General features: G+C 69.0%; 20 protein-coding genes. 12 read left to right on the plus strand and 8 right to left on the minus strand.

The features are described 5' to 3' along the window. Positions 1-292 precede the first annotated feature (292 nt). Entirely contained in the window at positions 293-1,543 is a 1,251-nt protein-coding gene (locus DI276_RS25080; RefSeq protein ID WP_112267402.1) for a cytochrome P450, read from the plus strand. On the opposite strand, the gene DI276_RS25085 is transcribed toward DI276_RS25080, so the two are convergent. Then, a complete protein-coding gene (locus tag DI276_RS25085; protein ID WP_112267404.1) occupies positions 1,524-2,300 on the minus strand; it encodes a DinB family protein in 777 nt (258 codons plus the stop codon). The two genes, DI276_RS25080 and DI276_RS25085, sit on opposite strands and share 20 nt — an antisense overlap. 53 nt (positions 2,301-2,353) lie before the next feature. Between DI276_RS25085 and DI276_RS25090 the strand changes: the two genes are divergently transcribed. Together DI276_RS25090 and DI276_RS25095 are read left to right on the plus strand one after the other, a co-directional pair. Then, on the plus strand, positions 2,354-3,076 hold the full coding sequence (locus tag DI276_RS25090; protein WP_112267406.1) for a class I SAM-dependent DNA methyltransferase: 723 nt from the start codon (positions 2,354-2,356) through the stop codon (positions 3,074-3,076). After that, positions 3,073-3,948: a class I SAM-dependent methyltransferase gene (locus DI276_RS25095; RefSeq protein WP_112267408.1), complete on the plus strand. Its 876-nt coding sequence runs from the start codon at positions 3,073-3,075 to the stop codon at positions 3,946-3,948. The genes DI276_RS25090 and DI276_RS25095 overlap by 4 nt, the downstream gene beginning before the upstream one ends. Here the strand turns inward: DI276_RS25095 and DI276_RS25100 are convergent. Continuing rightward, on the minus strand, positions 3,917-4,309 hold the full coding sequence (locus DI276_RS25100) for a nuclear transport factor 2 family protein (RefSeq protein WP_112267410.1): 393 nt from the start codon (positions 4,307-4,309) through the stop codon (positions 3,917-3,919). The genes DI276_RS25095 and DI276_RS25100 overlap by 32 nt on opposite strands. Before the next feature lie 58 nt (positions 4,310-4,367). Between DI276_RS25100 and DI276_RS25105 the strand changes: the two genes are divergently transcribed. Both DI276_RS25105 and DI276_RS25110 read left to right on the plus strand, forming a co-directional pair. Beyond that, the gene (locus tag DI276_RS25105) at positions 4,368-4,937 is read left to right on the plus strand and encodes a PadR family transcriptional regulator (RefSeq protein WP_112267412.1); all 570 of its coding nucleotides are present in this window, start codon (positions 4,368-4,370) and stop codon (positions 4,935-4,937) included. 15 nt (positions 4,938-4,952) lie between these two features. Then, positions 4,953-5,261, plus strand: a complete 309-nt coding sequence (locus DI276_RS25110; protein ID WP_112267414.1) for a hypothetical protein — start codon at positions 4,953-4,955, stop codon at positions 5,259-5,261. Positions 5,262-5,273: 12 nt separating this feature from the next. Here DI276_RS25110 and DI276_RS25115 read toward each other — a convergent pair whose 3' ends face one another. Then, entirely contained in the window at positions 5,274-5,669 is a 396-nt protein-coding gene (locus DI276_RS25115) for a GNAT family N-acetyltransferase (RefSeq protein WP_112267416.1), read from the minus strand. An 89-nt stretch (positions 5,670-5,758) separates the two neighbouring features. Between DI276_RS25115 and DI276_RS25120 the strand changes: the two genes are divergently transcribed. From DI276_RS25120 to DI276_RS25135, 4 genes are all read left to right on the plus strand, one after another. Next, entirely contained in the window at positions 5,759-6,271 is a 513-nt protein-coding gene (locus DI276_RS25120) for a hypothetical protein (protein WP_232836884.1), read from the plus strand. Between the two features lie 63 nt (positions 6,272-6,334). Then, positions 6,335-7,621: a PepSY-associated TM helix domain-containing protein gene (locus DI276_RS25125; RefSeq protein ID WP_112267418.1), complete on the plus strand. Its 1,287-nt coding sequence runs from the start codon at positions 6,335-6,337 to the stop codon at positions 7,619-7,621. A gap of 147 nt (positions 7,622-7,768) precedes the next feature. After that, positions 7,769-8,776, plus strand: a complete 1,008-nt coding sequence (locus DI276_RS25130) for a YbaB/EbfC family nucleoid-associated protein (RefSeq protein ID WP_112267420.1) — start codon at positions 7,769-7,771, stop codon at positions 8,774-8,776. A 63-nt stretch (positions 8,777-8,839) separates the two neighbouring features. After that, positions 8,840-10,156, plus strand: a complete 1,317-nt coding sequence (locus DI276_RS25135) for a M28 family peptidase (protein WP_112267723.1) — start codon at positions 8,840-8,842, stop codon at positions 10,154-10,156. Here DI276_RS25135 and DI276_RS25140 read toward each other — a convergent pair. Next, positions 10,153-12,132: a putative bifunctional diguanylate cyclase/phosphodiesterase gene (locus tag DI276_RS25140; RefSeq protein WP_112267422.1), complete on the minus strand. Its 1,980-nt coding sequence runs from the start codon at positions 12,130-12,132 to the stop codon at positions 10,153-10,155. The two genes, DI276_RS25135 and DI276_RS25140, sit on opposite strands and share 4 nt — an antisense overlap. Before the next feature lie 283 nt (positions 12,133-12,415). On the opposite strand from DI276_RS25140, the gene DI276_RS25145 reads away from it, so the two are divergent. Then, complete coding sequence (locus DI276_RS25145) at positions 12,416-13,471, plus strand: sugar ABC transporter substrate-binding protein (RefSeq protein ID WP_112267424.1); 1,056 nt, start codon at positions 12,416-12,418, stop codon at positions 13,469-13,471. Positions 13,472-13,557: 86 nt separating this feature from the next. Further along, positions 13,558-14,934, plus strand: a complete 1,377-nt coding sequence (locus DI276_RS25150) for an amidohydrolase family protein (RefSeq protein ID WP_112267426.1) — start codon at positions 13,558-13,560, stop codon at positions 14,932-14,934. Here DI276_RS25150 and DI276_RS25155 read toward each other — a convergent pair. From DI276_RS25155 to DI276_RS25165, 3 genes are all read right to left on the minus strand, one after another. Beyond that, positions 14,931-15,908, minus strand: a complete 978-nt coding sequence (locus tag DI276_RS25155; RefSeq protein ID WP_112267428.1) for an alpha/beta fold hydrolase — start codon at positions 15,906-15,908, stop codon at positions 14,931-14,933. The two genes, DI276_RS25150 and DI276_RS25155, sit on opposite strands and share 4 nt — an antisense overlap. A 41-nt stretch (positions 15,909-15,949) precedes the next feature. After that, complete coding sequence (locus DI276_RS25160; RefSeq protein ID WP_112267430.1) at positions 15,950-18,397, minus strand: LuxR C-terminal-related transcriptional regulator; 2,448 nt, start codon at positions 18,395-18,397, stop codon at positions 15,950-15,952. 91 nt (positions 18,398-18,488) lie between these two features. Continuing rightward, on the minus strand, positions 18,489-19,373 hold the full coding sequence (locus DI276_RS25165; protein WP_232836886.1) for a DUF5829 family protein: 885 nt from the start codon (positions 19,371-19,373) through the stop codon (positions 18,489-18,491). 57 nt (positions 19,374-19,430) lie between these two features. Here DI276_RS25165 and DI276_RS25170 point away from each other — a divergent pair, with 57 nt between their 5' ends. Beyond that, positions 19,431-20,492, plus strand: coding sequence for a methyltransferase domain-containing protein (locus tag DI276_RS25170; protein ID WP_112267434.1), 1,062 nt, complete (start codon positions 19,431-19,433; stop codon positions 20,490-20,492). Here the strand turns inward: DI276_RS25170 and DI276_RS25175 are convergent. Next, positions 20,489-21,184, minus strand: a complete 696-nt coding sequence (locus DI276_RS25175; protein WP_112267436.1) for a MerR family transcriptional regulator — start codon at positions 21,182-21,184, stop codon at positions 20,489-20,491. The genes DI276_RS25170 and DI276_RS25175 overlap by 4 nt on opposite strands. Positions 21,185-21,190: the final 6 nt, after the last annotated feature.

Here is a 21,190-nt window from a genome sequence, read left to right on the forward strand (position 1 = left end):
GCAGGCGACTCCGCCATTTGCCTCCATCGGCGATTTGAAATGCCAATGGGCACCGGCGACAAAAAGGGCAAACTTTTGTTCCGGGCATTCCTGATGACAGGAGAAGACATTCTCTTGTCAACCTCATCGCCGCAGCTCAACCAGCCGGTCAGCCACAATCGGCTGGACACGAACCAGTTTTGGCCTTTCCGGAACGCGCCGAGGTTCAGTTCTTTCCCCAGTTTCGCGCGGCTTAAAACTCGCTCATCCCTCACATTGCCGACCGACCGAACATTCCACCGAAGAGGACGCCATGACGACAGCCTCTGAGCCGGACGCCGCACTGGACGCGATGAGACCCGTGTTGCCGGCCGACCTGATGGACCGCGCGAGCACGTTCGACCCGGCGCCGCGCCTGGCCCACCTCAGCAGCACCGGACCGATCCACAAGATCGAGCACCACGACGAGGAGCTCTGGCTGGTCACGAGCCAGGGCGCCGCCCGCACGCTGCTGTCCGACCCGCGGATGAGCGCGGACCGGTTCAAGGTCAAGCGGTTGCGGGACAAGCTCACTCCGGAGATGCGCGACAAGTTCGCCGACGCGGAAAGCCGCGCCGGCTCGTTCATCACCACCGACCCGCCGGAGCACACCCGGTACCGCAGGCTGCTCGCCCGGCAGTTCACGATGCGCCGGATGCGGGCGCTCACCACGCAGATCGAGGAGATCGTCAAGGGCCGCATCGACGCGATGATCGCTGCTGGCCCGCCGGCGGACCTCATCCGCGACTTCGCGCTACCGGTGCCGTCACTGGTGATCTGCGAGCTGCTCGGCGTGCCGGTGGCGGATCGCGGGCACTTTCAGGACGACACCATCGAGCTGCTGGACCTGGCCACCGACCTGGAGGGCCTGATCGAGGTCGGCACCCGCATGCACCGCTACATGTGGGGACTGGTGCAGGAAAAACGCGCCAACCGCGCGGACGACCTGCTGTCCGAACTGGCCCGCACCAGCGACATGTCCGACGACGAGATGGTCGGCCTGGCGAACCTGCTGCTCATCGCCGGCCACGAGACGACGACGAACATGCTGGGCCTGGGCGTCCTCGCGTTGCTGGACCACCCGGAGCAACTCGCCGCGCTGCGCGACGATCCCGCCGGACTGATGGAGACCGCGGTCGAGGAGATGCTGCGTTATCTGTCCATTGTAGACACCGGCATCGTGCGTTATGCGTTGGAGGACATGGAAATCGGCGACGTCACGATCCACGAGGGCGACACAGTCATGTGCTCGGTGATCGCCACCAACCGCGACCCGGCGGAGTGCCCGGAGCCGGAGGAGTTCCGCATCGACAGGCCGCGCAGCAGGCACCTGTCGTTCGGCCACGGCGTGCACCAGTGCCTGGGCAACGAGCTCGCGCGCATCGAGATGTCGGTCAGCTTCCGCGAACTCCTGCGGCGGCTGCCCGGAATCCGCCTTGCGGTACCTGAAAAGGACGTGCACGTGCGGACGACGTCCACGATCTTCGGCGTCAAGCACCTGCCGATCACGTGGGACGTGCCGTGAGCACGTCGAGGTCGCGTTCGGCGAACAGGCGGTGCTCCCACTCCTCGTTGAGAATGCACCGCAGGCACCTGGCCACCGGATAGCTCTTCGACTCCGGCCAGCCGACGGGCTCCAGCACCGCGACGGTGTCCGCGGCCAGCTGCTCCTCGGTCAGGTTCGCCAGCACCTCGCGCACCCCGGCCATCCGGTCGCGCCGCAGTTCGAGCACCTCGTCGAGCGACGGCCGGGCCGCGTGGTCTCGGGGGATGTTCGGGATGTCGTCCATCCCGTCGCACCCCAGGCCGAGCGGGTGCCACGGCGCCGGCTCACCGAGGACGGCCCGCCTGATCCACGAGTCCGTCGCGAACACCAAGTGCCGCAACGTTTCGATGAACGACCACTCACCGTTCACCGACTCGTGCAACAACCGGGGGTCCAGACCGCGGGCGCGTTCGACCGTGCCCGCCCACAACCGTTCGATGATCTCCCACGCCTCACGGTAGCCGGCCGGATCCGTGGGCCGCATCTTGGGCCGCTCCGGATACCGCCGGTCGAGCTCGGCCTCGACGTACGGCGCGACATCCACACCGTTGACCACCAACCGGCCGATGTAGCCGTCGATCTCGAGATCGGAGACTTCGATGCCGCGCATCAGGACACCGCGCATCCGCACCTCGCGGAACCGCGTGCCCTCCATGCTGACGTCGTGGAACTCGGCCTCGCTGAGATCGACACCGTCGAACCGCGAACCGCGCAGGTACTCCCCCGTCACGTCCATGCCCGCACCGTAGCGCCAAAACTCGGTGGCGGCCGGGTCTAGGGTGAAGCGACGTGAAGGATTTCAACCCGAGCTTCGGTCCAGAAATCGCCCGTACCTACGACAACTCGCTCCGCGGCGACGAGGCGGACACCGTGCGGTTCCTCGCGGGGTTCGGCAAGTCCGCACTGGAGCTCGCGATCGGCACCGGCCGGATCGCGTTGCCGCTCAAGGAATCCGGTGTCGCGGTGGACGGCGTCGAGCTGTCGCCGGACATGGTGGCGCGCATGCGGGAGAAGCCCGGCGGCGCCGACATCGACGTCACGATCGGCGACATGTCCCGCGTGGGCACCGACCGCACGTACGACCTGGTGTACCTGGTGTACAACACGATCTGCAACCTGCTCACCCAGGACGACCAGGTGCGCTGCTTCGAGAACGCGGCACGCCACCTCGCGTCCGACGGGGTGTTCGTGATCGAGTCCGGCCTGCCGACGTGGGCCGCGCGGCCACGCCACCAGTTCATCGACGTGGAGTCGCTGGAGGTCGACCGCGTCGGGTTCGACGTCAACCGCTACGACCCGGTCACGCAGATGCTCGACGAGAACCACGTGGAGATCAGCGCGGACGGCATCCGCTTCAGCCCGATTCGGCAACGGCTCACCTACCCGGCCGAGTTCGACCTCATGGCGCGCATCGCCGGACTGCGGCTGCGCGACCGCTGGGGCGGCTGGAACGGCGAACCGTTCACCGCGGACAGCAGGCGGCACATCAGCGTGTACGAGGTCGCCGCGTGATCCACGAAGACCCGCGGGCCTACCTGCTCGGACTCGAAGGCATCGCGTTGCTGCGTGCGTTCACCGGCGAGCACGACCGCGAGTTCGTGGAGGCTCGCATCGCGGAGATCCGCAGAGTGCTCGCCGACGATGCGCTGGCGAATGCGGCCGTGGAGGTCGAGCGGGTCGACACCGTCACCGGCTACGGACTGTGGTCGGCGACGTACGACCAGCCGAACTCGGCGTTCGACCTCGACGAGCCCGTGGTCAAGGAGATCGTGGACGCGCTGCCCGTTGGTGTGGCGCTGGACGCCGCGTGCGGGACCGGCCGCTACGCCGAGTTCCTGGCCGGGCGCGGCCATCGGGTCATCGGGGTGGACGGCTCGCCCGACATGCTCGCGCGGGCCCGCAGTCGGGTGCCGCAGGGCGAGTTCCTGCTCGGTGACCTGCACCGGCTTCCGGTGGACGACGCTGCCGTCGACCTGGTCGTTTGCGCTTTGGCGTTGACGCACGTCCCGTCGCTCGCTCCGGTGCTGGCGGAGTTCGCCAGGGTCTTGCGTCCTGGCGGCCATCTGGTGATCGCCGACATGCATCCGGAACGAGTCGCGCTGGGCTCGATCCCCGCCGTTCGCGTCGACGGCCGGCCTGGACGACTGAGCGCACACCGGCACCTGATCGGCGACTACCTGCGGGCCGCGCTGGCGGTGGGGCTGCAGGTGCGTCGCTGCGAGGAACCCGTGCTGCCGACCAGAGAGCGGCCCGCAGCGGAGACGCTGGGACCGTGGGAGCTGTGGCCGTGGTGTCTGGCCGACATGGTGCCCGAAGCGGCAGGTGCCGCCAGTGCCGGAGCGCCGGCACTGGTCATTTGGCACTTCCAAGCGCTTCGGCCTTGATCTGCTCGAACTGCGCGGCCATCGCCTCCGACAACGCCTGCGCGCCCGACAGCGGCCGCACCATGACGGTGAACTCGTCGATCAGGCCGTCCTCGTTGAGGTGCAGGAAGTCGCAGCCCTGGATCTCCTTGCCGTTGACCTCGGTGCGGAACACCAGCGCGTGGTTCTGGCCGTCGATGATCTCGCGCTCGTAGCGGAAGTTCTCGAACACCCGCATCACACCGCGCAGGATCGCGGCGGTCAGCGGCTTGCCGGGGTACGGGGCGAACGCGACCGGGCTGGTGAACACCACGTCGTCGGCGAGGCAGGCCTCCATCGCGACGGTGTCCTGTGCCTCGACTGCCTTGCGGAAAGCGTTCACGGCCTGGTCCTCACATACTCAACTTGTTGACTAGGTCGGTTGACCGTAACCTGCGGGTATGTCGCTGCGCAACGCCGTGCTGGCCGCTCTGCTCGACGGGGCGGCGTCCGGCTACGACCTGGCCAAGGCGTTCGACGCGTCCGTGGCCAACTTCTGGATGTGCACGCCGCAGCAGCTCTACCGCGAGCTGGACCGCATGGAGTCCGACGGGCTGATCACCGCACGAACGGTCGAGCAGGAGCGCCGGCCGAACAAGCGGTTGTTCTCGCTCACCCCGTCGGGCTTGGAAGCCTTGGCCCAGTTCACCGCGGCCGAGCACAAGCCCACCGCGATCCGGGACGAGCTGCTGGTCGCGGTGCTGGCCGCGGACACCAACGTGGAGGCGGTCAAAGCGTCGTTGCGCGAACGCAAGCAGTGGGCCGAAGCGAAGATCGCGCGGTACGAACGACTGCGCCTTCGGATGCTGGACGGCAGGACCGAAGAAGAGTTCTTGGTCGGCGCCGAACGCGTCGGGCCGTACCTGACGTTGTTGCGCGGATTGTCGTTCGAGCGGGACAACGTGCGGTGGTGTGCGCGGTGCCTCACGGTGCTGGAGCGGCGTGGTGCCCGGCTCGACGCGCCCACGTGAGGTTGAATCGGGCGCATGAACGGCATCTCGGTGTTGCAGGAGGCTCTCAGCGCGCCGGCGGAAGAGGCGCGGAACCGGTTCGCGGGGCGGCTCAACGGCTACCTCGAGGGGTCCGACATCGTGCACGCCGTGCGGCTGCAGGGATGGCTCGGGCTGGAGGTGCCCGGCCCCGGCTGTCACGTCGGCACGGGCAGCTGGGACTTCACCAGGTTCAAGGCGACGACGTCACCGGTCTCGTGCGGGCGGTGCCGGTCGGCGGGGCTGCTCACGAGCTCGTTCACGGGTGGCCCGCATCAGCAGACGCTCGACCTGGAAGGGATCTGACGGCCGAGGCGTTTACCCGCACGCGTTGCGGTTGCGCAGGATCATGCCGGTCAGCGCCGTCATGCCGATGCGTTCGTAGTAGGACCGCAGCGACTCGTCACACACGAGGTCGACCGAGTAGAAGTGCTGGGCTTCGGCCAGGATCCGGCCCATCAGGCCGGTGCCGATGCCCTGCCCCTGAAACGGCGGCAGCACCTCCAGCCACGGGATGAACGCGGTCAGCACGCCGTCGCTGATCATGTTGACGAACCCGACGACCTGGTCATCAGCGCGTGCGAGCACGACGCGGTAGCTCCCGCGCAACACGGCGAGGTGCTGCGCGGCCGACGGCGGCTTCGGCCACCCGACGAAGAACCCGGCCAGGTCGTCCTCGGTGAGGCCGCTCACGTCGGTGGAGTACGAGATCATCGCGGCAGCATCCCACCAGCTGAGTTGAACCCTCCACCGGGTTTTTCCGTGGGTGTCCTGAGCGCTCACCTGCCGGTTAAGCTCCGCTCGTGCCCCTGCCACCCGCTCCGCTGCGCCGTGCGCGCTGTGCGGCTGTTGGCGCGGTCACCGGTGCACTCGCCGTCCTCGCGCACTCGACCGCGGACGGCCATCTGCCCGATGCCGGTCTGGCGTTCTCGCTCGTCGCTCTGCTCACGTGGGCCTGTGCAGGTTTCGCGCGGCGTGAGCTGACGCCGGCGCGGATGCTCGTGCTGATCGGCGGCGGCCAGCTGGCGATGCACTTCATGATGTCGCTCGCCGCGTCCAAGCACGAGCAGCACGACGACCCGTCCCGCATGGTCGCCTCGCACGTCGTGGCCACCGTGCTGACTGTCGTCGTCCTCGCCGGTGCCGAACGCACGGTCCTCGCACTCGCACGCGCCGTCGCGTCGGTGCTCCCCCGCAGGCTCACCACTCTGCCCGCCACGGCGCCTCTGGTCGTGGCCACGCCGCGCATCGTTCCCGCAGTGGTCGTCTTCCTTGACGTGCTGTCGTGGCGCGGTCCTCCGGCTGAACAGGTCTGAAACCCCTTCACAGGACTGCCACACGGCGGTCCTGCACCTGTTCACGCCCATTGGAGCCGTGCCATGACCACCACAGCCGCTCCGTCACGCACTTCGTTCGCGTGGCGGGGTCTCTTCCTGCGCCTGCACTTCTACGCCGGCGTCCTCGTCGGTCCCTTCGTCCTGATCGCCGCGCTGACCGGCGTCCTCTACGCCCTCACTCCGCAGCTGGAGTCTTGGGTCTACTCCGATCAACTCCGCGTTCCCGTTTCCGCGCAACAACTTCCGCTCTCCCAGCAGGTCGACGCAGCACTCAGGACCTCGCCTCAGGGAACGTTGGTCGCCGTTCGACCGGCGCCCGAACCCGGTGACACGACGCGTGTGCTGTTCGCCGAGGAAAGTCTCGGCGAGTCCGAACGCCGTGCGGTCTTCGTCGATCCCGGCACCGGCCGCATCACCGGCGACCTCGTCGTCTACGGAACGAGCGGCGTGCTGCCGTTGCGGACGACGCTGGACCAGCTGCACCGCAACCTGATGCTCGGCGAACCCGGCCGCCTCTACAGCGAACTCGCCGCGTCGTGGCTGTGGGTCGTGGCGTTGGGCGGTCTCGTCCTGTGGATCACGAGGGCTCGCAACAGCAAGCGCGTCCGCACGCACGGTCTGATCGGCGTGTGGGTGTTGGTGGGCGCACTCTTCTTGTCGGCCACGGGCCTCACGTGGTCCGCCTACGCCGGTGAGAACATCTCGACACTCCGTCAGTCGCTCGGCTGGACGACGCCCCAGCTCAAGATGCCGGGAGCCGGCGAACACAGCGAGCACGGTTCGAGCACCTCAGCGGCCAGTGGCCACGACGGCATCGACAACGTCCTCGGCATCGCGCGGCTGTCCGGCATCGATGCCAAGCCTGTCGAGATCGGTCTGCCCACGACCCCGGACGGAGCGTGGAAGGTCGTCGAGATCGGCCGTGGCTGGCCGACCCAGGTCGACTCGGTCGCGGTGCACGGCGACGAGGTCGTCAGCAAGGTGAACTTCGCCGACTACCCGGTCGCCGCGAAGCTGACCAGGTGGGGCATCGACGCGCACATGGGCGTGCTGTTCGGGTGGCCCAACCAGCTGGTGTTGCTGCTGATCGGCGGCGGCCTCGTGGCGCTGGTCGTGCTCGGCTACCGGATGTGGTGGCGGCGCAGGCCGACCCGCGGCTTCGGCCGTCCGACACCGCGCGGCCAGTGGCGCAAGGCCCCGCCGGCCGCGTTGGTCGGCCTCGGCGTCGGCGCACTCGTGGTCGGCTGGTTCGTGCCGCTGCTCGGCATCAGTCTCGTGGTGTTCCTGGCGGTCGACGCCGTGCTCGGACGCCGCGCGAAGACGAGCTGACCGATTCGCAACCCCTCCGTCCACTGTGGACGGAGGGGTTGCGTGATCTGGACATTTACGGCATATTTACGCGCAGGTGCGCCGGGAAGTCTGGTCGGCCCGCACGTCACACCTGGTGACGGCGGAGAGCTGACGAGGGGCGCGCTGATGACACTCATTCCCCACGCCATTCCTCTGATCAACGATCCCGAGGTCGTGCACGCCCTGGCTTCGCGCTGGCGCCGCACCAGGACGTTGCTGCTGCTCTCCGCCGGCGTGCTGCCCGTCGCGATCGGCCTCGTCTGCATCGTGCTGGCCGGGATGACCTCCGCCGGGCAACGCGTGATGCCGTGGTGGTCGGCGATTCCGGCCGTCGCCGCGGCCGCGTGCGCGTGGGCGTTGCTGTCCTGGTTGCGCCGCAACGGGTTGAGCGACCCGCACTCGTGGTTGCCCGCGACCACGCTGATGACCGGCGTGCAGCTGGTGCTCGGCGTGCTGCCGGGCTCGGGCATCGCGCTGCGGCTCAGCCCCGGCGCTGCGCTGGCGGTGAAGGCGTTGTGCGCGGCCGGGGTGCTCGGCGCGGGCTCCGCGGGCGTGCTCGCGCGGCTGGCCAGGCGCTCGCTGCTCGGGGCTCCCGTGCTCGAACTGGGCTCCACGGCGTTCCCACTCGTCCTGGTCGGCCAGGGCTCACGGGTGGTGATCGGCACCGACCGCATCGACTGGACGACCCGGCACGGCGCTCGGGTCGACGCCGGGGTGTCGTTCGCGCGAATCGAGCGCGTGACCGCGGCAGCGAACGCTCTCGTGCTGCACACCGCGTCCGGTTCGTGGACGGTTCCGGTGCCCGATCCGTCGACCGCTCAGTCGTTGCTCCGCCGTCGGCTCGAGTGGTGGGAGGAGCGCCGCGTTGCCGCCGTCGAGCGCGAACGCCGCCGCTACCTCGACCTGGTCCGGTTGCTCGCGGCGGTCAGCGGCGAGGCGACCCGTGGCGGCGTCACCGTGACCGTGGACTCGAACGGCGTGACCACCGGCATCTCGCTCAGCCCGTCGGTGCGCGAGCTCGACCCGGACGTGCTGGCCGCGCGGCTGATGGCGTGCGTCGACAAGGCGCGCTCGGACGCCCGCAGGCAGGTGCAGGACCTCGTGCTGGAGCACGCCGAGAAAGCCAGCCACTAGTCGGTTGCCTCGCGCCTGCCCACCTGCCTACCTTCACCTGACCTTAGGCAGATGGGGGACGACATGCGCAGACGTGACTTCCTCGCCGCGGCGGCCGGGGTCGCCGCCGTGGTGGCCAATCCCGCGAGTGCGCTCGCGGCAACCGAACAACGGCCGGGCGCGGCCGGTCTGCCCGACCTGAACCTCGGCGATTTCCCCGTCGTGGCACGGGTTCGGGCGCGCAAGGCGCTGGAACACCTCAAGGTCCTCAGCGACAAGATCGGCCCGCGGATCGGCGGCACCGAGTCCGAGCACCGGGCCCGCGACTACCTCGTGCGGGAGCTCAAGTCGCTGCGGTACCAGGTGTCGGCGCAACCGTTCACCGTGCCGGACAAGTACCTCGCTCGAATCGGCCAGTGGCAGGCCGGTGCCTCGCGGTTCGGCTCGCTCGGCGTCACGGTCAAGGCGCCGTTCGTCGAGGTGGTGGACGGCCAGCTGCCGGACCTGACCGGCAAGATCGCCTTCTACGTCAACGCTCCCGTCGGCTCCGCGCACGTGCACGCGGCGATCGAACGCGGTGCCGTCGCGGTGATCCTCGGCCGGATTTCCACCACGGCCAACAAGTCCAGCGCGTTCTCACCCACGCTCGACCGCAACGTCACGGTGCCCGTGATCGGTCTCGCCCAGGTGCACACGGAGAAGCTGCGGGCGCAGGGTTCGGGTGAACTCACGATCACCACGACGCACTACCCGAACCTGACTTCGTACAACGTGATCGCCGAGCGTCCGGCGACGTTCCCGTGGCGGGACAACGGGGTCGTGATGGTCACCGCGCACTACGACAGCGTGCCGGGCTCGCCGGGCGCCAACGACGACGGCAGTGGAACCGTGCTGTGCCTGGAGTTGGCACGGGTGTTGCGTTATCTGCCGACGCACAAGGCTTTGCGATTCGCGTTGTGGGGATCGGAAGAGCAGGGCCTGCTCGGGTCACGGCACTACGTGTCCCAGTTGCCGCCTGAGGAAATCGCGCGGATCAAGGGCGTCTTCCAGAACGACATGGTCGCCACCAGCCACGACCCCGCGACCGCGTACTGGCTGTTGTCCGTGGACGGCGCGGACAACGCCACGACGCAGGAGGTTCGGGCGGCGGCGCAACGGCTCGGCTACGACCCGCGGGTGCACGGCCCGGTGGCGCGCGGGTCCAGCGACCACGTGCCGTTCCACGAGAAGGGCATGGCGTCGGCGAACTTCAGCTGGCGTGGTGAGGGCGGTCCGGCGCAGCTCGAACCGATCTACCACACACCGGAGGACACGATCCGCGACAACATCAGCCTGGAACGGCTGCAGGTGTCGCTGGAACTGATCGGCGCCGCCGCGTACCGGCTCGCCACTCAGCGCTAGGCCGTCGGCGCGGTCAGCTCGTTCAGCATCCGGTCCCTCAGCCAGGCGGCGAACTCGTCCGCCGGCAAGGGTTTGCTCAAGCAGTACCCCTGCACGATGTCGCAGCCGAGGGCGGCGAGGGCGGTCCACGTCTCCTCGTCCTCAACGCCCTCGGCCACGACCTCCAGCTCCAGGTTGTGCGCCAACCCGAGCAACGACCGCGTGATGGCCCCGCTCGACGAGTCCGACCGCATGTTCGTCGTGAACGACCGGTCGATCTTCATCTCGTGCACCGGCATGGTCCGCAGGTAGGCGATCGACGAGTACCCGGTGCCGAAGTCGTCGATCGACAGCCGCACGCCCAACTCCCGCAACCGCACCAGCACGTCGCTCGCCCGGTGCGGGTCCGCGATGATCGCCGACTCGGTGATCTCCAGCGTCAGCATCTCCGCGGGCCGCGAGTGCTCCTTCAGCAACCGCAGCACCTGTTCGGGGAACGTCGGGTCGTGCAGGCACTGGGCGCCGACGTTGACCGAGATCGGCACGTCCCAGCCGGCGACGTGCCAGGCACGGCACTGCGCCAGCGCATGATCCAGCACGTACCGGGTGAGCGGCTCGATCAGGCCGGTCTCCTCGGCGGCCGGGATGAACCGGTCCGGTCCGAGCAGGCCGAGGCGCGGGTGCTGCCAGCGGCACAACACCTCGGCGCCGCACACGGTTCCGCTGCGCAGGTCCGCCTTCGGCTGGTAGTGCAGCACCAGTTCGCCCTGCTCGATCGCCCGGCGCAGGTCGCTGACCACGGTCAGCTGCGCGACGTTGTGCTGGTCGAGTCCCGGCTCGTAGACCGACGTGCCGAGCCGCGCGCGCTTGGCCACGTACATCGCGATGTCCGCGTGCTTCAACAGCTCGTGGGCATCCGCGGAGTCCGTCGGATACATCGCCACGCCGATGCTGCACCCGATGTCGACCGACAGGCCGTCCAGCTCGACCGTCTCCTCCAACGCCCGGTGCACGCGTGCAGCCACGACCAGAGCGTTCGCCGCGGTGCCCACGGACGGCAGGAGGACCGCGAACTCGTCGCCGCCGAGCCGGGCCACGGTGTCGAGGTCGCGCACGGCACCGGTCAGGCGGTTCGCGACGTGCTGGAGCAGGCGGTCGCCGAACGCGTGGCCCAGCGTGTCGTTGATCGGCTTGAAGCGGTTGAGGTCGATCAGGAACAGGCCGAGCGGCTCACCGGACCGGTCAGCGCCCCGAATCGCCTCCTGCGTGCGCTGGGTCAGCAACGTGCGGTTGGCCAGGCCCGTCAACGCGTCGTGCATCGCCTCGTGCTCGCTCTTGGCGGCCTGGCGCAGGATCTTGCGGCGGTGGCCGAGCAGCACGACCCCGCAGAGGCCCACCAGGCCGAGGTCGATCACGAACGCGATGACCGCGGCGAGCCGCAACCGCCCGTTCTGCTGTTCGGCGGCACGCAGGTAGTCGGTCGTTTCCAGGCGTTTGAGCTGGACGACGGTGGAGAGCTGTTTGCGCAGCGAGACCAGGGTGAGCTCGGCCTGGTCGGCCTTCTGCTCGGCTGCTCTGGTGTCGCCGCGGTCGCCGGCCGCGACGGTTTCGCGCAGCAAGGTGCTGTAGTCGCCGTAGAGGTTGCCGACGATGGTGGCGGCGCGGACGTCGGCCGGTGCGCCGTTCTCGCGCAGCCAGCGGAGGCTCTCGTCGGCGGCGCCCGCGGCGTTGGCGACCGGCTGGCGCATGACGGACGTGCCGGAGCGCAGGTAGTCGACGAGGGCGTGGTCGGCCACGTCGACGTTCTGCACGACGAGACCCCAATGGTCGCTGACCTCGTTGAGCTCGTGCAGGTGCGTGGCGGCGCGTTGCATGCTCAGGCTGGTCCACAGCGCGAGGCCCGCCAACGCGGCGAGGCCGATCGTCAGGCTGACGACGGCCGTCTGCGCGGTGGTGCGGGCCTCGACCCAGTTGGACAGCATGTACGGCGCCCTCATGTCGCTTTCCGGCGAACTAGTGCCGCGACCGGCAGCCTTTGCCCCGTATTCGGTGCTCAGACGGGCGCGTCGCGGTGCCGGCCCCGCGTCCTCATCCTGGTTGGCTGTGGGCGTGGGGCCGGTGCCGCGAGGCGTCCTGCTGAGCGCTGAAGGCGCGGCGAAGGTTGCCGGTCGCGGCACTTGGCTATTGGTACGCAGCCAAAGGATGGCACGCAAGCCGACACATCGGGGCTCTGTGCGCTAGCCTCGTCGGCTTTGAGGGACCAAACGATTGGGTTTTCCCATGGTTCGCGGCGTTCGCACGGCCCTACCTGCGCTTTTGTTGGCCACAGCGGGGGTGAGCGGATGCGGAGTCGAGAAGACGTCCGATGACCCGCCCACGATCGGATTCGTCTCGCAGAACACCTCCAGGGACTTCTCCAAGGAGATGAGCGAGGGTTTCCGAGCTGGCGCGGCCATCTCCGGCGGCGTCAAGACCGAGGTGACCGGACCCGATACGCATGACGGGCTCAAACAGGCAGCACTGCTGCGCGATCTCGCGCAGAAGGCCAAGGGCGGCATCGGGTTGTCCGCTGTAGCGCCGGAACTGGTCGCCGAGCCGATGGCGCAGGTGACCGGCCAGGGCATCCCGATGATCGCGGTCGCGGGCGGCCAGATCGCGCCGGGTTCCGGGGTCAAGCTGCTGATCGAGAACGACAACTACGAGCTCGGCCGGATGCTCGCCGACGTCACGGCCGACAAGCTGCCGCCGGACAGCACCGGCAAGATCGTGATCGGCAGCAACTCCCCCGCGATGCCCGCGCTGGACCAGCGAGCACTGGGTCTGCGGGCGCGGCTGGTCGAACGGCTGCCGAAGCTGCAGGTGATCGGGCCGCTCGACACCGGACGCGACCTCACGGCGAACCTCGCGACGTGGCAACGGCTGGCCGACTCGAACCCGGACGCGCTCGCCCTGCTCGGGACCGGCGACGTCGACGCGATCAACCTCGCCGCCGTGCACGCCGCGACGAACGCGAAGTGGCTGGCCGGGGCGTTCAGCCTGGACCCCAAGGCGTTGCAGGGCGTCAAGGACGGCCACCTGTTCGCGTCGGTGTCCGCGGAGCACTTCCTCAAGGGCGCGGTCGCGGGGTGGTTGCTGGCCGAGCACGCCAAGAACGGCCGCAAGCTGCCGGAGGGCTGGTTCGTCGCACCTGGACTGACCGTGCAGGCGTCCAACGTGGACGAAATCATCGGCCGCCAATCCAACGAGGGCACCAGGTTGGCGGCTGCCCGGCCGCGGATCGACGCCCTCACCGCCGATCCGGCGCAGCACCTGCGTCCACTCGACCAGACGCGCTGACCCGTTTCGCGCATTGGATCTTCCACGACGGTGACAGGTTGCTGGTCCACCAGCGAGCATGCAGGCTCCCTGCCTTTGGAGGCCGCATGATCAACCGAAGGACACTCACGAAATCCCTTGGTGCCGCACTGGCGGTCTCGGCCACGACCACCCTTCCGGCCGGTGCCGACACCGACCACTCGCGCCGCGGCCGCTACCTGATCCGGGGCGGCGCCGTCGTCACCGTCGACCCGATGCTCGGGGTGCTGCCGCGCGCGGACGTCCTCGTCGACGACGGCAGGATCGAGGCGGTCGGGCGTGACCTGAACGCCCGCGGCGCGAAGATCGTCGACGCGACCGACATGATCGTGATGCCGGGTTTCGTCAACACGCACCACCACATGTGGAGCGCGATCGGCCGCAACTACGTGGCCGACGGATTTCCCTACTTCGCGGCGAAACGAGCCACGTCGACGTTGTACGACGCGAAGGACGTCTACCGCAGCGTACTTCTCGGGCTGGCCGAACTGGCGAACGCGGGCGTGACCACCGTGCACAACTGGTCGAACAACACCCGCTCCCCCGCGCACGCCGACGCCGAACTGCGAGCGCATCGCGAGGGGCTGTTGCGCGCACGGTTCTCGTACGGCCACGTAGACCAGATGCCACGTGACGTGCCGATGGACTTCACGGACGTGGACCGGGTGCGGCAGCAGTACTTCGCGGGCGGCACGGCGTTCGACGGGCTGGTGCACCTGGGCATCAACCTGCGCGGACTGTCGCAGAGCACCGAACCGGCGTTCTTCGCCGACATGGAGGCGGCACTGCGGCGCGGCCTGCCGATCGCGATCCACGCGGGCCAGGCACCACCGCGGATCGTCGACGCGGCGGACTACGAACGACGCGGCTGGCTCGGCCCCAAGACGTTGCTGACGCACTACGTCACGGCACTCGACAGCGACATGGAGATCATGGCCCGCACCGGCACGCCGTTGAGCTGGGCACCGCACTCGGAGTTTCGGCTCGCCACGGGCGATCCGCGGGAGGCGTTGGTGCGGTTCCGCAGGGCGGGCGTGACGGTGTCGATCTCGTCGGACGCCACGTCTCTCGCGCCGTCGGACATGTTCGAGACGATGCGGCTCATGCCGGAGGCCGGTTTCCGCGGCGTGCTGGAGATGGCGACGATCAACGGTGCCCGCGCGCTGGGGCTCGGCGACGTCACCGGGTCGATCACGGTGGGCAAGCGCGCGGACATCGTTTTGGTGCGCACCAACGACATCAACCTCGCGCCGGTCGGGTTGTTCGAGACGACGCTGGTGCAGGCGGCGACGCCCGCGAACGTCGACACGGTGTTCTCCGACGGCCGGATCGTCAAGCGTGGCGGCAAGCTGGTCGCCTACGAAGTCGAACGGATCGTGCGTGATGCGAAGACTTCCTCGCTTCGCATCCGCACGGCGGCCGGCGGAATCCTGACTCCGCCCTAACGGCTCACGTCGAGAACGGCGCGGGTGAACGCCTCCGGCGCCTCCTGCGGCACGTTGTGCCCGATGCCGTCGAGGATCCGGTGCTCGTAGCGGCCGGTGAACCGGTCGCGGTAGCCCGCGCCGCCGGAGTTCGGACCGTCGAAGTCGCTGGCGATCGTGATCGTCGGAACACTGATCATCGGTCGGGTCTGCAGCTTGCGCTCGAGCCCGTCGTAACGGTGCTCGCCCTGCGCGAGCTGCAGCCGCCAGCGGTAGTTGTGGATGACGATCGCGACGTGGTCGGGGTTCTGCCAGGCCGTGGCGCTCTGGGCGTAGGTGGCCTCGGCGAAGTTCCACTGCGGCGAGGCGAGCTTCCAGATGAGCTTGTTGAACTCGTAGGTGTTCTGCGTGTAGCCCTTCACGCCGCGTTCGGTCGTGAAGTAGTACTGGTACCACCAGCCGAGCTCGGCCTGCGGGCTCAGCGGCTCCTGGTTGGCGACGAGGTTGACGATCAGGTAACCGCTGACCGACACCAGCGCGGTGACCCGCTCCGGCCACAGCGCCGCGGTGATGCACGCCGTCCGCGCGCCCCAGTCGAAGCCGCCCAGCGTCGCCGTGCGGATCTTGAGGACGTCCATGAACGCGATGACGTCGGCGCCCAGCGCGGACTGCTGACCGTTGCGCTTGGTGTGCGCGTGCAGGAACCGGGTGGGTCCGTAGCCGCGCAGGTACGGGATGAGCACCCGGTGGCCCTTGGCGGCGAGGGCGGGCGCGACGTCGACGTAGCTGTGGATGTCGTACGGCCAGCCGTGCAGGAGGATCACGACCGGTCCGTCCGCGGGGCCGAGCTCGGCGTATCCGATGTTCAGCAGTCCGGCCCTCACCTGCTTGATCGGCCCCCACGCGGGCTTGCTCGGTGTCGCGGTCGCGGTCGCGGTTGCGGTCACGAGGGGTGCCACGGCCAGTGCCTGCGAGAACTGCCTCCTGCTGATCATGACTTCAGACCGTATTTGGGCCGTTCGGGAGTTCGCGAGCGTTACCTGACGGCGTCTCCGTACGTCATCAGTGCTGTCTTGAGCTCGGCCCGTGCCGTCACGCCCAGTTTCGGGAAGATCCGGTGCAGGTGGGTGCTGACCGTGCGGTGCGACAGGTGCAGTCGCTCGCCGATCTCCTTGTTCGTCAGGCCGTCCGCGGCCATGCGCGCGATGGTCAGCTCGTGCTCGGTCAGCTCACCGTTGCCGTTGCGCGACTCGCCGGACGCGCGCAGCTCCTCGCGGGCACGTTCCGCCCAGTCCTTGGTGCCGAACGCTTCGAACGCCTCTGCTGCCGCCTTGAGGTGGGGCCTTGCCTGGGTCGCCTTGCGCTGCCTTCTGAGCCAGGCGCCGAACGCGAGCTGGACCCTGGCGCGGTCCCAGGGCGAGTCCTTGGCTTCCAGTGCTTTGGTGAAGCAGGCTTCGGCTTCTGCTTCTGTGGCCAGCAGAGCGCGGGCGTACCGCAGACCGGCTGCCAGCGCTGGGGAACTGGTGGCGGCGTCCAGTTCTTCGACGATCTTGCCGGCCTCGTCGTGGTTGCCGCTGCGGGTGGCGGCTTCGACGAGTTCCGGGAGGACGTATCGCTTGAGCGCCAGCTGGTAGGCCGGGTCTGCCGGGTCGTGGATGCGGCGGACGGCGGCGAACGCGTCGGCGTACCTTCCTTCGCCCAGTGCGGCCAGGCTTCTGGCGAGCTGGACGGTGGCGAGGACCGGGCGGGCTCCTGCGGCCAGGCCGATTCGTTCGGCTTCCGCGGCCTTCTCGGCTGCCTCGGCGTAGTTGCCTTTGAGGGCGGCGATTTCGGCTTGGACCGCCGCGGCCAGGCCGCGCATGTAGGGCTGGTGGGTTTCTTCGGCCAGCTGGGCGGCTTCTGCGGCTGCGGGTTCGGCTGCGGTGATGTCGCCGAGACGGGTTCGGCTCCAGGCTTCGACGGCGAGGGCTCTGGCGAGGAGGCCGAACTGGCCTTGGGCGCGCAGACCTCGTTGTGCGGCAACCGAAAACCTAACGGAGTCCGCGAAGGCGCCTACCTGAAGAGCGGCACTGCCGAGGAGTCGGAGAGTCGCAGGATCCTCTGCGCGCGGTTTGCTCAGCGCAGCGATCACCGCATCACCCTGCTCCACCGGGCTCACGTACGCGGACATCGCCAACATCCGCGGATCCTGCGGGTCGATCGGCAGTCGGCGCGCCACCGCGGAAATCCGTTCCCGGACCGCCGTCCCCGGCTCGACCCAGAAGCACCGCATCGCGACGCTCCAGAAGATCCGCAGGCCGAGCTCGACATCGCTCTGGACCACTTCCTCGGCCAGCCCGGCCAGCTCACCGGGCCCGGCCGCGCCCTCCCCCACGCCGTCGTCGAACGCACTCGGCAGCCACGTCACCAACGCACGTTCCCGCAGCGACAGCTCCAGTCCGCGCACCTCCAGCAGGATCCGCTCGACGTCGTCGCGTCGTCCCGCCTCCGCCGCCAGCTCAGCGGCCCGGATCAGCCGCCGGGCCCGTTCTGGGCCGTCCCCCAGCCGCGCGGCCTTCTCCAACGCGCTGACCGCCGCTGCCGCGCCACCACGTCGAAGGGCGCGATCGGCGGTCTGTTCCAGGAGAGCTGCCACGTTCTCGTCCGGGCCCGTGGCAGCGTTCGCCAGGTGCCAGGCGCGCCGGTCGGGCTCCTCCGTGGCGGCCAGTTGCAGGTGAGCTTCCTGGCGTTCCCGGGCGGTGGCCGCGTGCACAATGGCCGACCTCAACAGCGGATGCCGGAACTCGCCGTTGCCACCGAGGGCCGCGGCCAGCAGCTCTTTTCGTTCTGCGGCAGGCAGCGCCGAGATGCGCGCGGCGAACGCTTCCTCCAGCGAGTTGCCGCCGAAGGGCAGTTCGGCGAGCGCCAACGGGTTCCCCGCTGCCTGGGCGAGGATCTGCTGCCGGCGTGCGGCATCCAGGTCAGGTGCGACCGCGCTCAGCAAAGCCTCGGCATCGTGCGGCGCCAACGGCTGCAACGAAAGCGTCGGCACGCCGGCGAACAGCGGGGTGCGGGAGGTCGCGACGAGCACGCCGGCGGACAACCGGCGGGCCACGAAGCCCAGGACGTCCAGGCTCGCCTGGTCCAGCCACTGTGCGTCGTCGACGAGGACTGTTGGCTTGGCCGCGCTCAACAACTCGAGCGCGGCCAGGCCGACGAGGTGGACGGGCGGCGCGGCACCGTCGGACAGTCCGAAGACGACTTCCAGGGCGGCTCGCCGGACACCGGGCAAAGTGGACAGATCGAGGAACGGGTGCAGGACCTGGTGCAGTCCGGCGTAGGGCAGGTCCTGCTCGGCCTCGACGCCGACGACCAAGTGGCCGTCGAGTGACTGCAGCAGCGCGGACTTGCCCACGCCGGGTTCGCCGACGATCAGCAACGACCCGCCGGAGACCATCAGCGCGGCCAGTTGTTCCTGTTCCCGCTCCCGCCCGACCAGCGACACGCGCCCGACACCCCGTTCGTTGATCCGTCTGGACCAAGAGTGTCAGAAACGCGCCCCCGCTCGCTGATCAGGCCTGCGACCAGTGCGAACGTCAGAAGGTCCACACCGCGCGCTTGCCCGGCCCCACGACCAGCGTCGATCCGCCCAGCCTCTCGACGTGCCGCGCAACCGCGCAGTTCAGCTCGAACTCCACCCGCTTGAGCCCGGTCTGCCCCATCGCCACCTCGTCGAACCGGATCGTCGTGCCGCCCTTCGACGCCGTGACGCCACCTGGATCGGTCCGCAGCGCGAACCCGCCGGCCCGCAGCAGCGGCGTGGTCGCGGCGAGATCGCGCGCCGTCACCGCGATTCGGACCAGGGTGATGTTGCGCATCAGCTTGTCCTTGTAGTTCTCCGGCAGGTACCGCTCGCGCGTGACGTCACCGGGGAACCGCGCGGGGCCCGTCTTGCTGCGCGGGTCGGCGAAGTACTCGTCGCGGTACTCCATCGCCCACGCGCCGAACCTGTCGTAGGAGCTCGTGAGGTACAGCGAGTCGAACCACGGCACCGGTTTGTGGTCGCCGAAGTCGCGGGTCTGCAGGAACTCGTGCGGCGTCACGCCGGCCGCGACCAGGCGGGACTTCAGCACCTCGATGTCACCGTCGCGTTCGGTCGAGAGCCCGAGGCCGGCCGCGCCGAGCTCGCCGTCCTGGCCGGGGACGTCACCGATGCCGAAGATCTCCAGGTAGGTCTCCTGGCCGCGCAGGTAGCGGCCGGTCCACACCTTGCCGCCGGCGCCGGTGGTCGTGCGGACCTCCACGTCCGCGAACTCCCTGAGGTAGGTGGAGTGCTCGACAGCGTCGGCAGTGGCGCGGTCGAGCGTGCCCCAAGCGTGGTTGTAGTACAGCAACTGCCTCTCCCCAGCGTGCGCCGAGCCAGTCCCTGCCAGGGCCAGGAAGACGGCCGAGATCATGCAGAACAAGCGTCGAAAACCCATGGAACGATCGTGGCCGGACGCGCTCAAGTCAGACTCAAGTCATCCACGGGGGACTTAGTGTTCGACACCGAACGATGGACGGTTCTCGCCCCGCTGTTGCAGGCCGCCACGGCCGGCCGCGACCTGCTCGACGACACGATCCGCAGGCTCACCCCCGAGGCCGTCACACAGGTGGTCCTCGACGAGATCGGCGCGCACGACGTGCGGCTCGACCTGCGATTCGACGGGCTCTCGACCAGCCACCTGAACACCGACGCGGAGCTCGTGGTCTCGCTTGAACTCACCGACGTCGTGCGCGGCCTCTACGGGACGGCGGAACGGCCGCCGAGCCTCGCGGTGCAGACCCCGCACGCCGAACTCGGTGAGGGCGGCCTGGTCGCGTGGTTCCGCAGCCGCAAGGACATCGCGCGCAACGTCCAGGGGCTGCTGTCCGCGCTCAGGCCCGACCGCCCGAGCCTGGACTCGCTGGCCGTGGCGTTCGAGTCGGACAAGTGGGGCGACCTGCACTGGTACACGCAGCACTACGAACGCCATTTCGCCCGGTTGCGCGACGAACCCGTGCGGGTGCTGGAGATCGGTATCGGCGGCTACGACGACCCGGACCGCGGCGGTGCCTCGTTGCGGATGTGGCAGCGGTACTTCCGGCGCGGCCTGATCCACGGCCTCGACATCGTGCCGAAGAACCTCACCGGGCCGCGGCTGATGGCGATCCAGGGCGACCAGGCCGACGCGGATTTCCTCGACCAGCTGGGCAAGTCGCTCGGCCCGTTCGACGTCGTCATCGACGACGGCAGCCACCTCAACGAGCACGTGCAGATCTCGTTCCACGCGCTGTTCCCGCACGTCCGGTCCGGCGGGCTCTACGTGGTCGAGGACCTGCAGACCGCGTACTGGCCGGGCTGGGGCGGTCACACCGAGGCAGGCCCCGGCACCTCGACGGGAATGCTCAAGTCCTTTGTGGATGGCCTGAACCAGGCGGAGGTCCGCGATCCGCGTGCCGAAGGTTCGTACCTGGAGCGCAACATCAGCGGAATCTCGTTCCACCACAACATCGCGTTCGTCGAGAAAGGACTCAACGCGGAGGAAGGCGGCCCGGAGTTCTTCCGCCGGCTCTACTAGAGCTTCGCCATCCGGTTCCACGCCGGCGACGACGCCCCGGCCGCCTCCATCGCCAGCGCGGTGATCTCCGGATCAGCCAGGGGAAGTTCCGTCCTGGTAGACATCCACGCGGCCGCCCGAGCAGCCAGCGCGGGCAGCCGCGGATCGTCCGGCGACCACCCGAACGCCTCGTCGTACTCGCGGTAGATCTGCTGGAACTCCTGGTCTTCAAGAGCTTCGGTCTTGTCCGCGAGCCACACCGCCGCCTCGTCCGGCGCCACGGTCTGCATGAGCACCCAGACGTCGCGTTCCATCTCGACACCGCGCTCGCTCACGCCGATCTCCTTGAGCCGCTTGAGCATCGCGGCCGCGTCAGAACTGAGGAAGAGGGAGTTCCCCGCCCTGAGCCGGCCGACCCGTTCGCGCGCCACCCGGATCTCTTCCTCCTTGCGGCGGAGCGCCTCGTCGATCTCGGTGATCGCCGAGGCGAACTCCTCCTCGTCCGCCGCCAGGAGCTCCTTCACGCGGGCGAGCGGCACCCCGGCCTCGGCGAGCGTGCGGATCTTGACCAGGTCGACCGCGTCCTGCGCGCGGTAGCGCCGGTAACCCGAGTGGTCGCGCGCGGGTTCCTCCAGCAGCCCCACCTTGTGGTAGTGCCGCACCGCTTTGATCGTCACGCCCGCGTACCGGGCGAGCTGGCCGATCGTGATCATTCGGCC

The organism is Lentzea terrae, assembly GCF_003265345.1.
Taxonomy (GTDB): Bacteria; Actinomycetota; Actinomycetes; order Mycobacteriales; family Pseudonocardiaceae; genus Lentzea; species Lentzea terrae.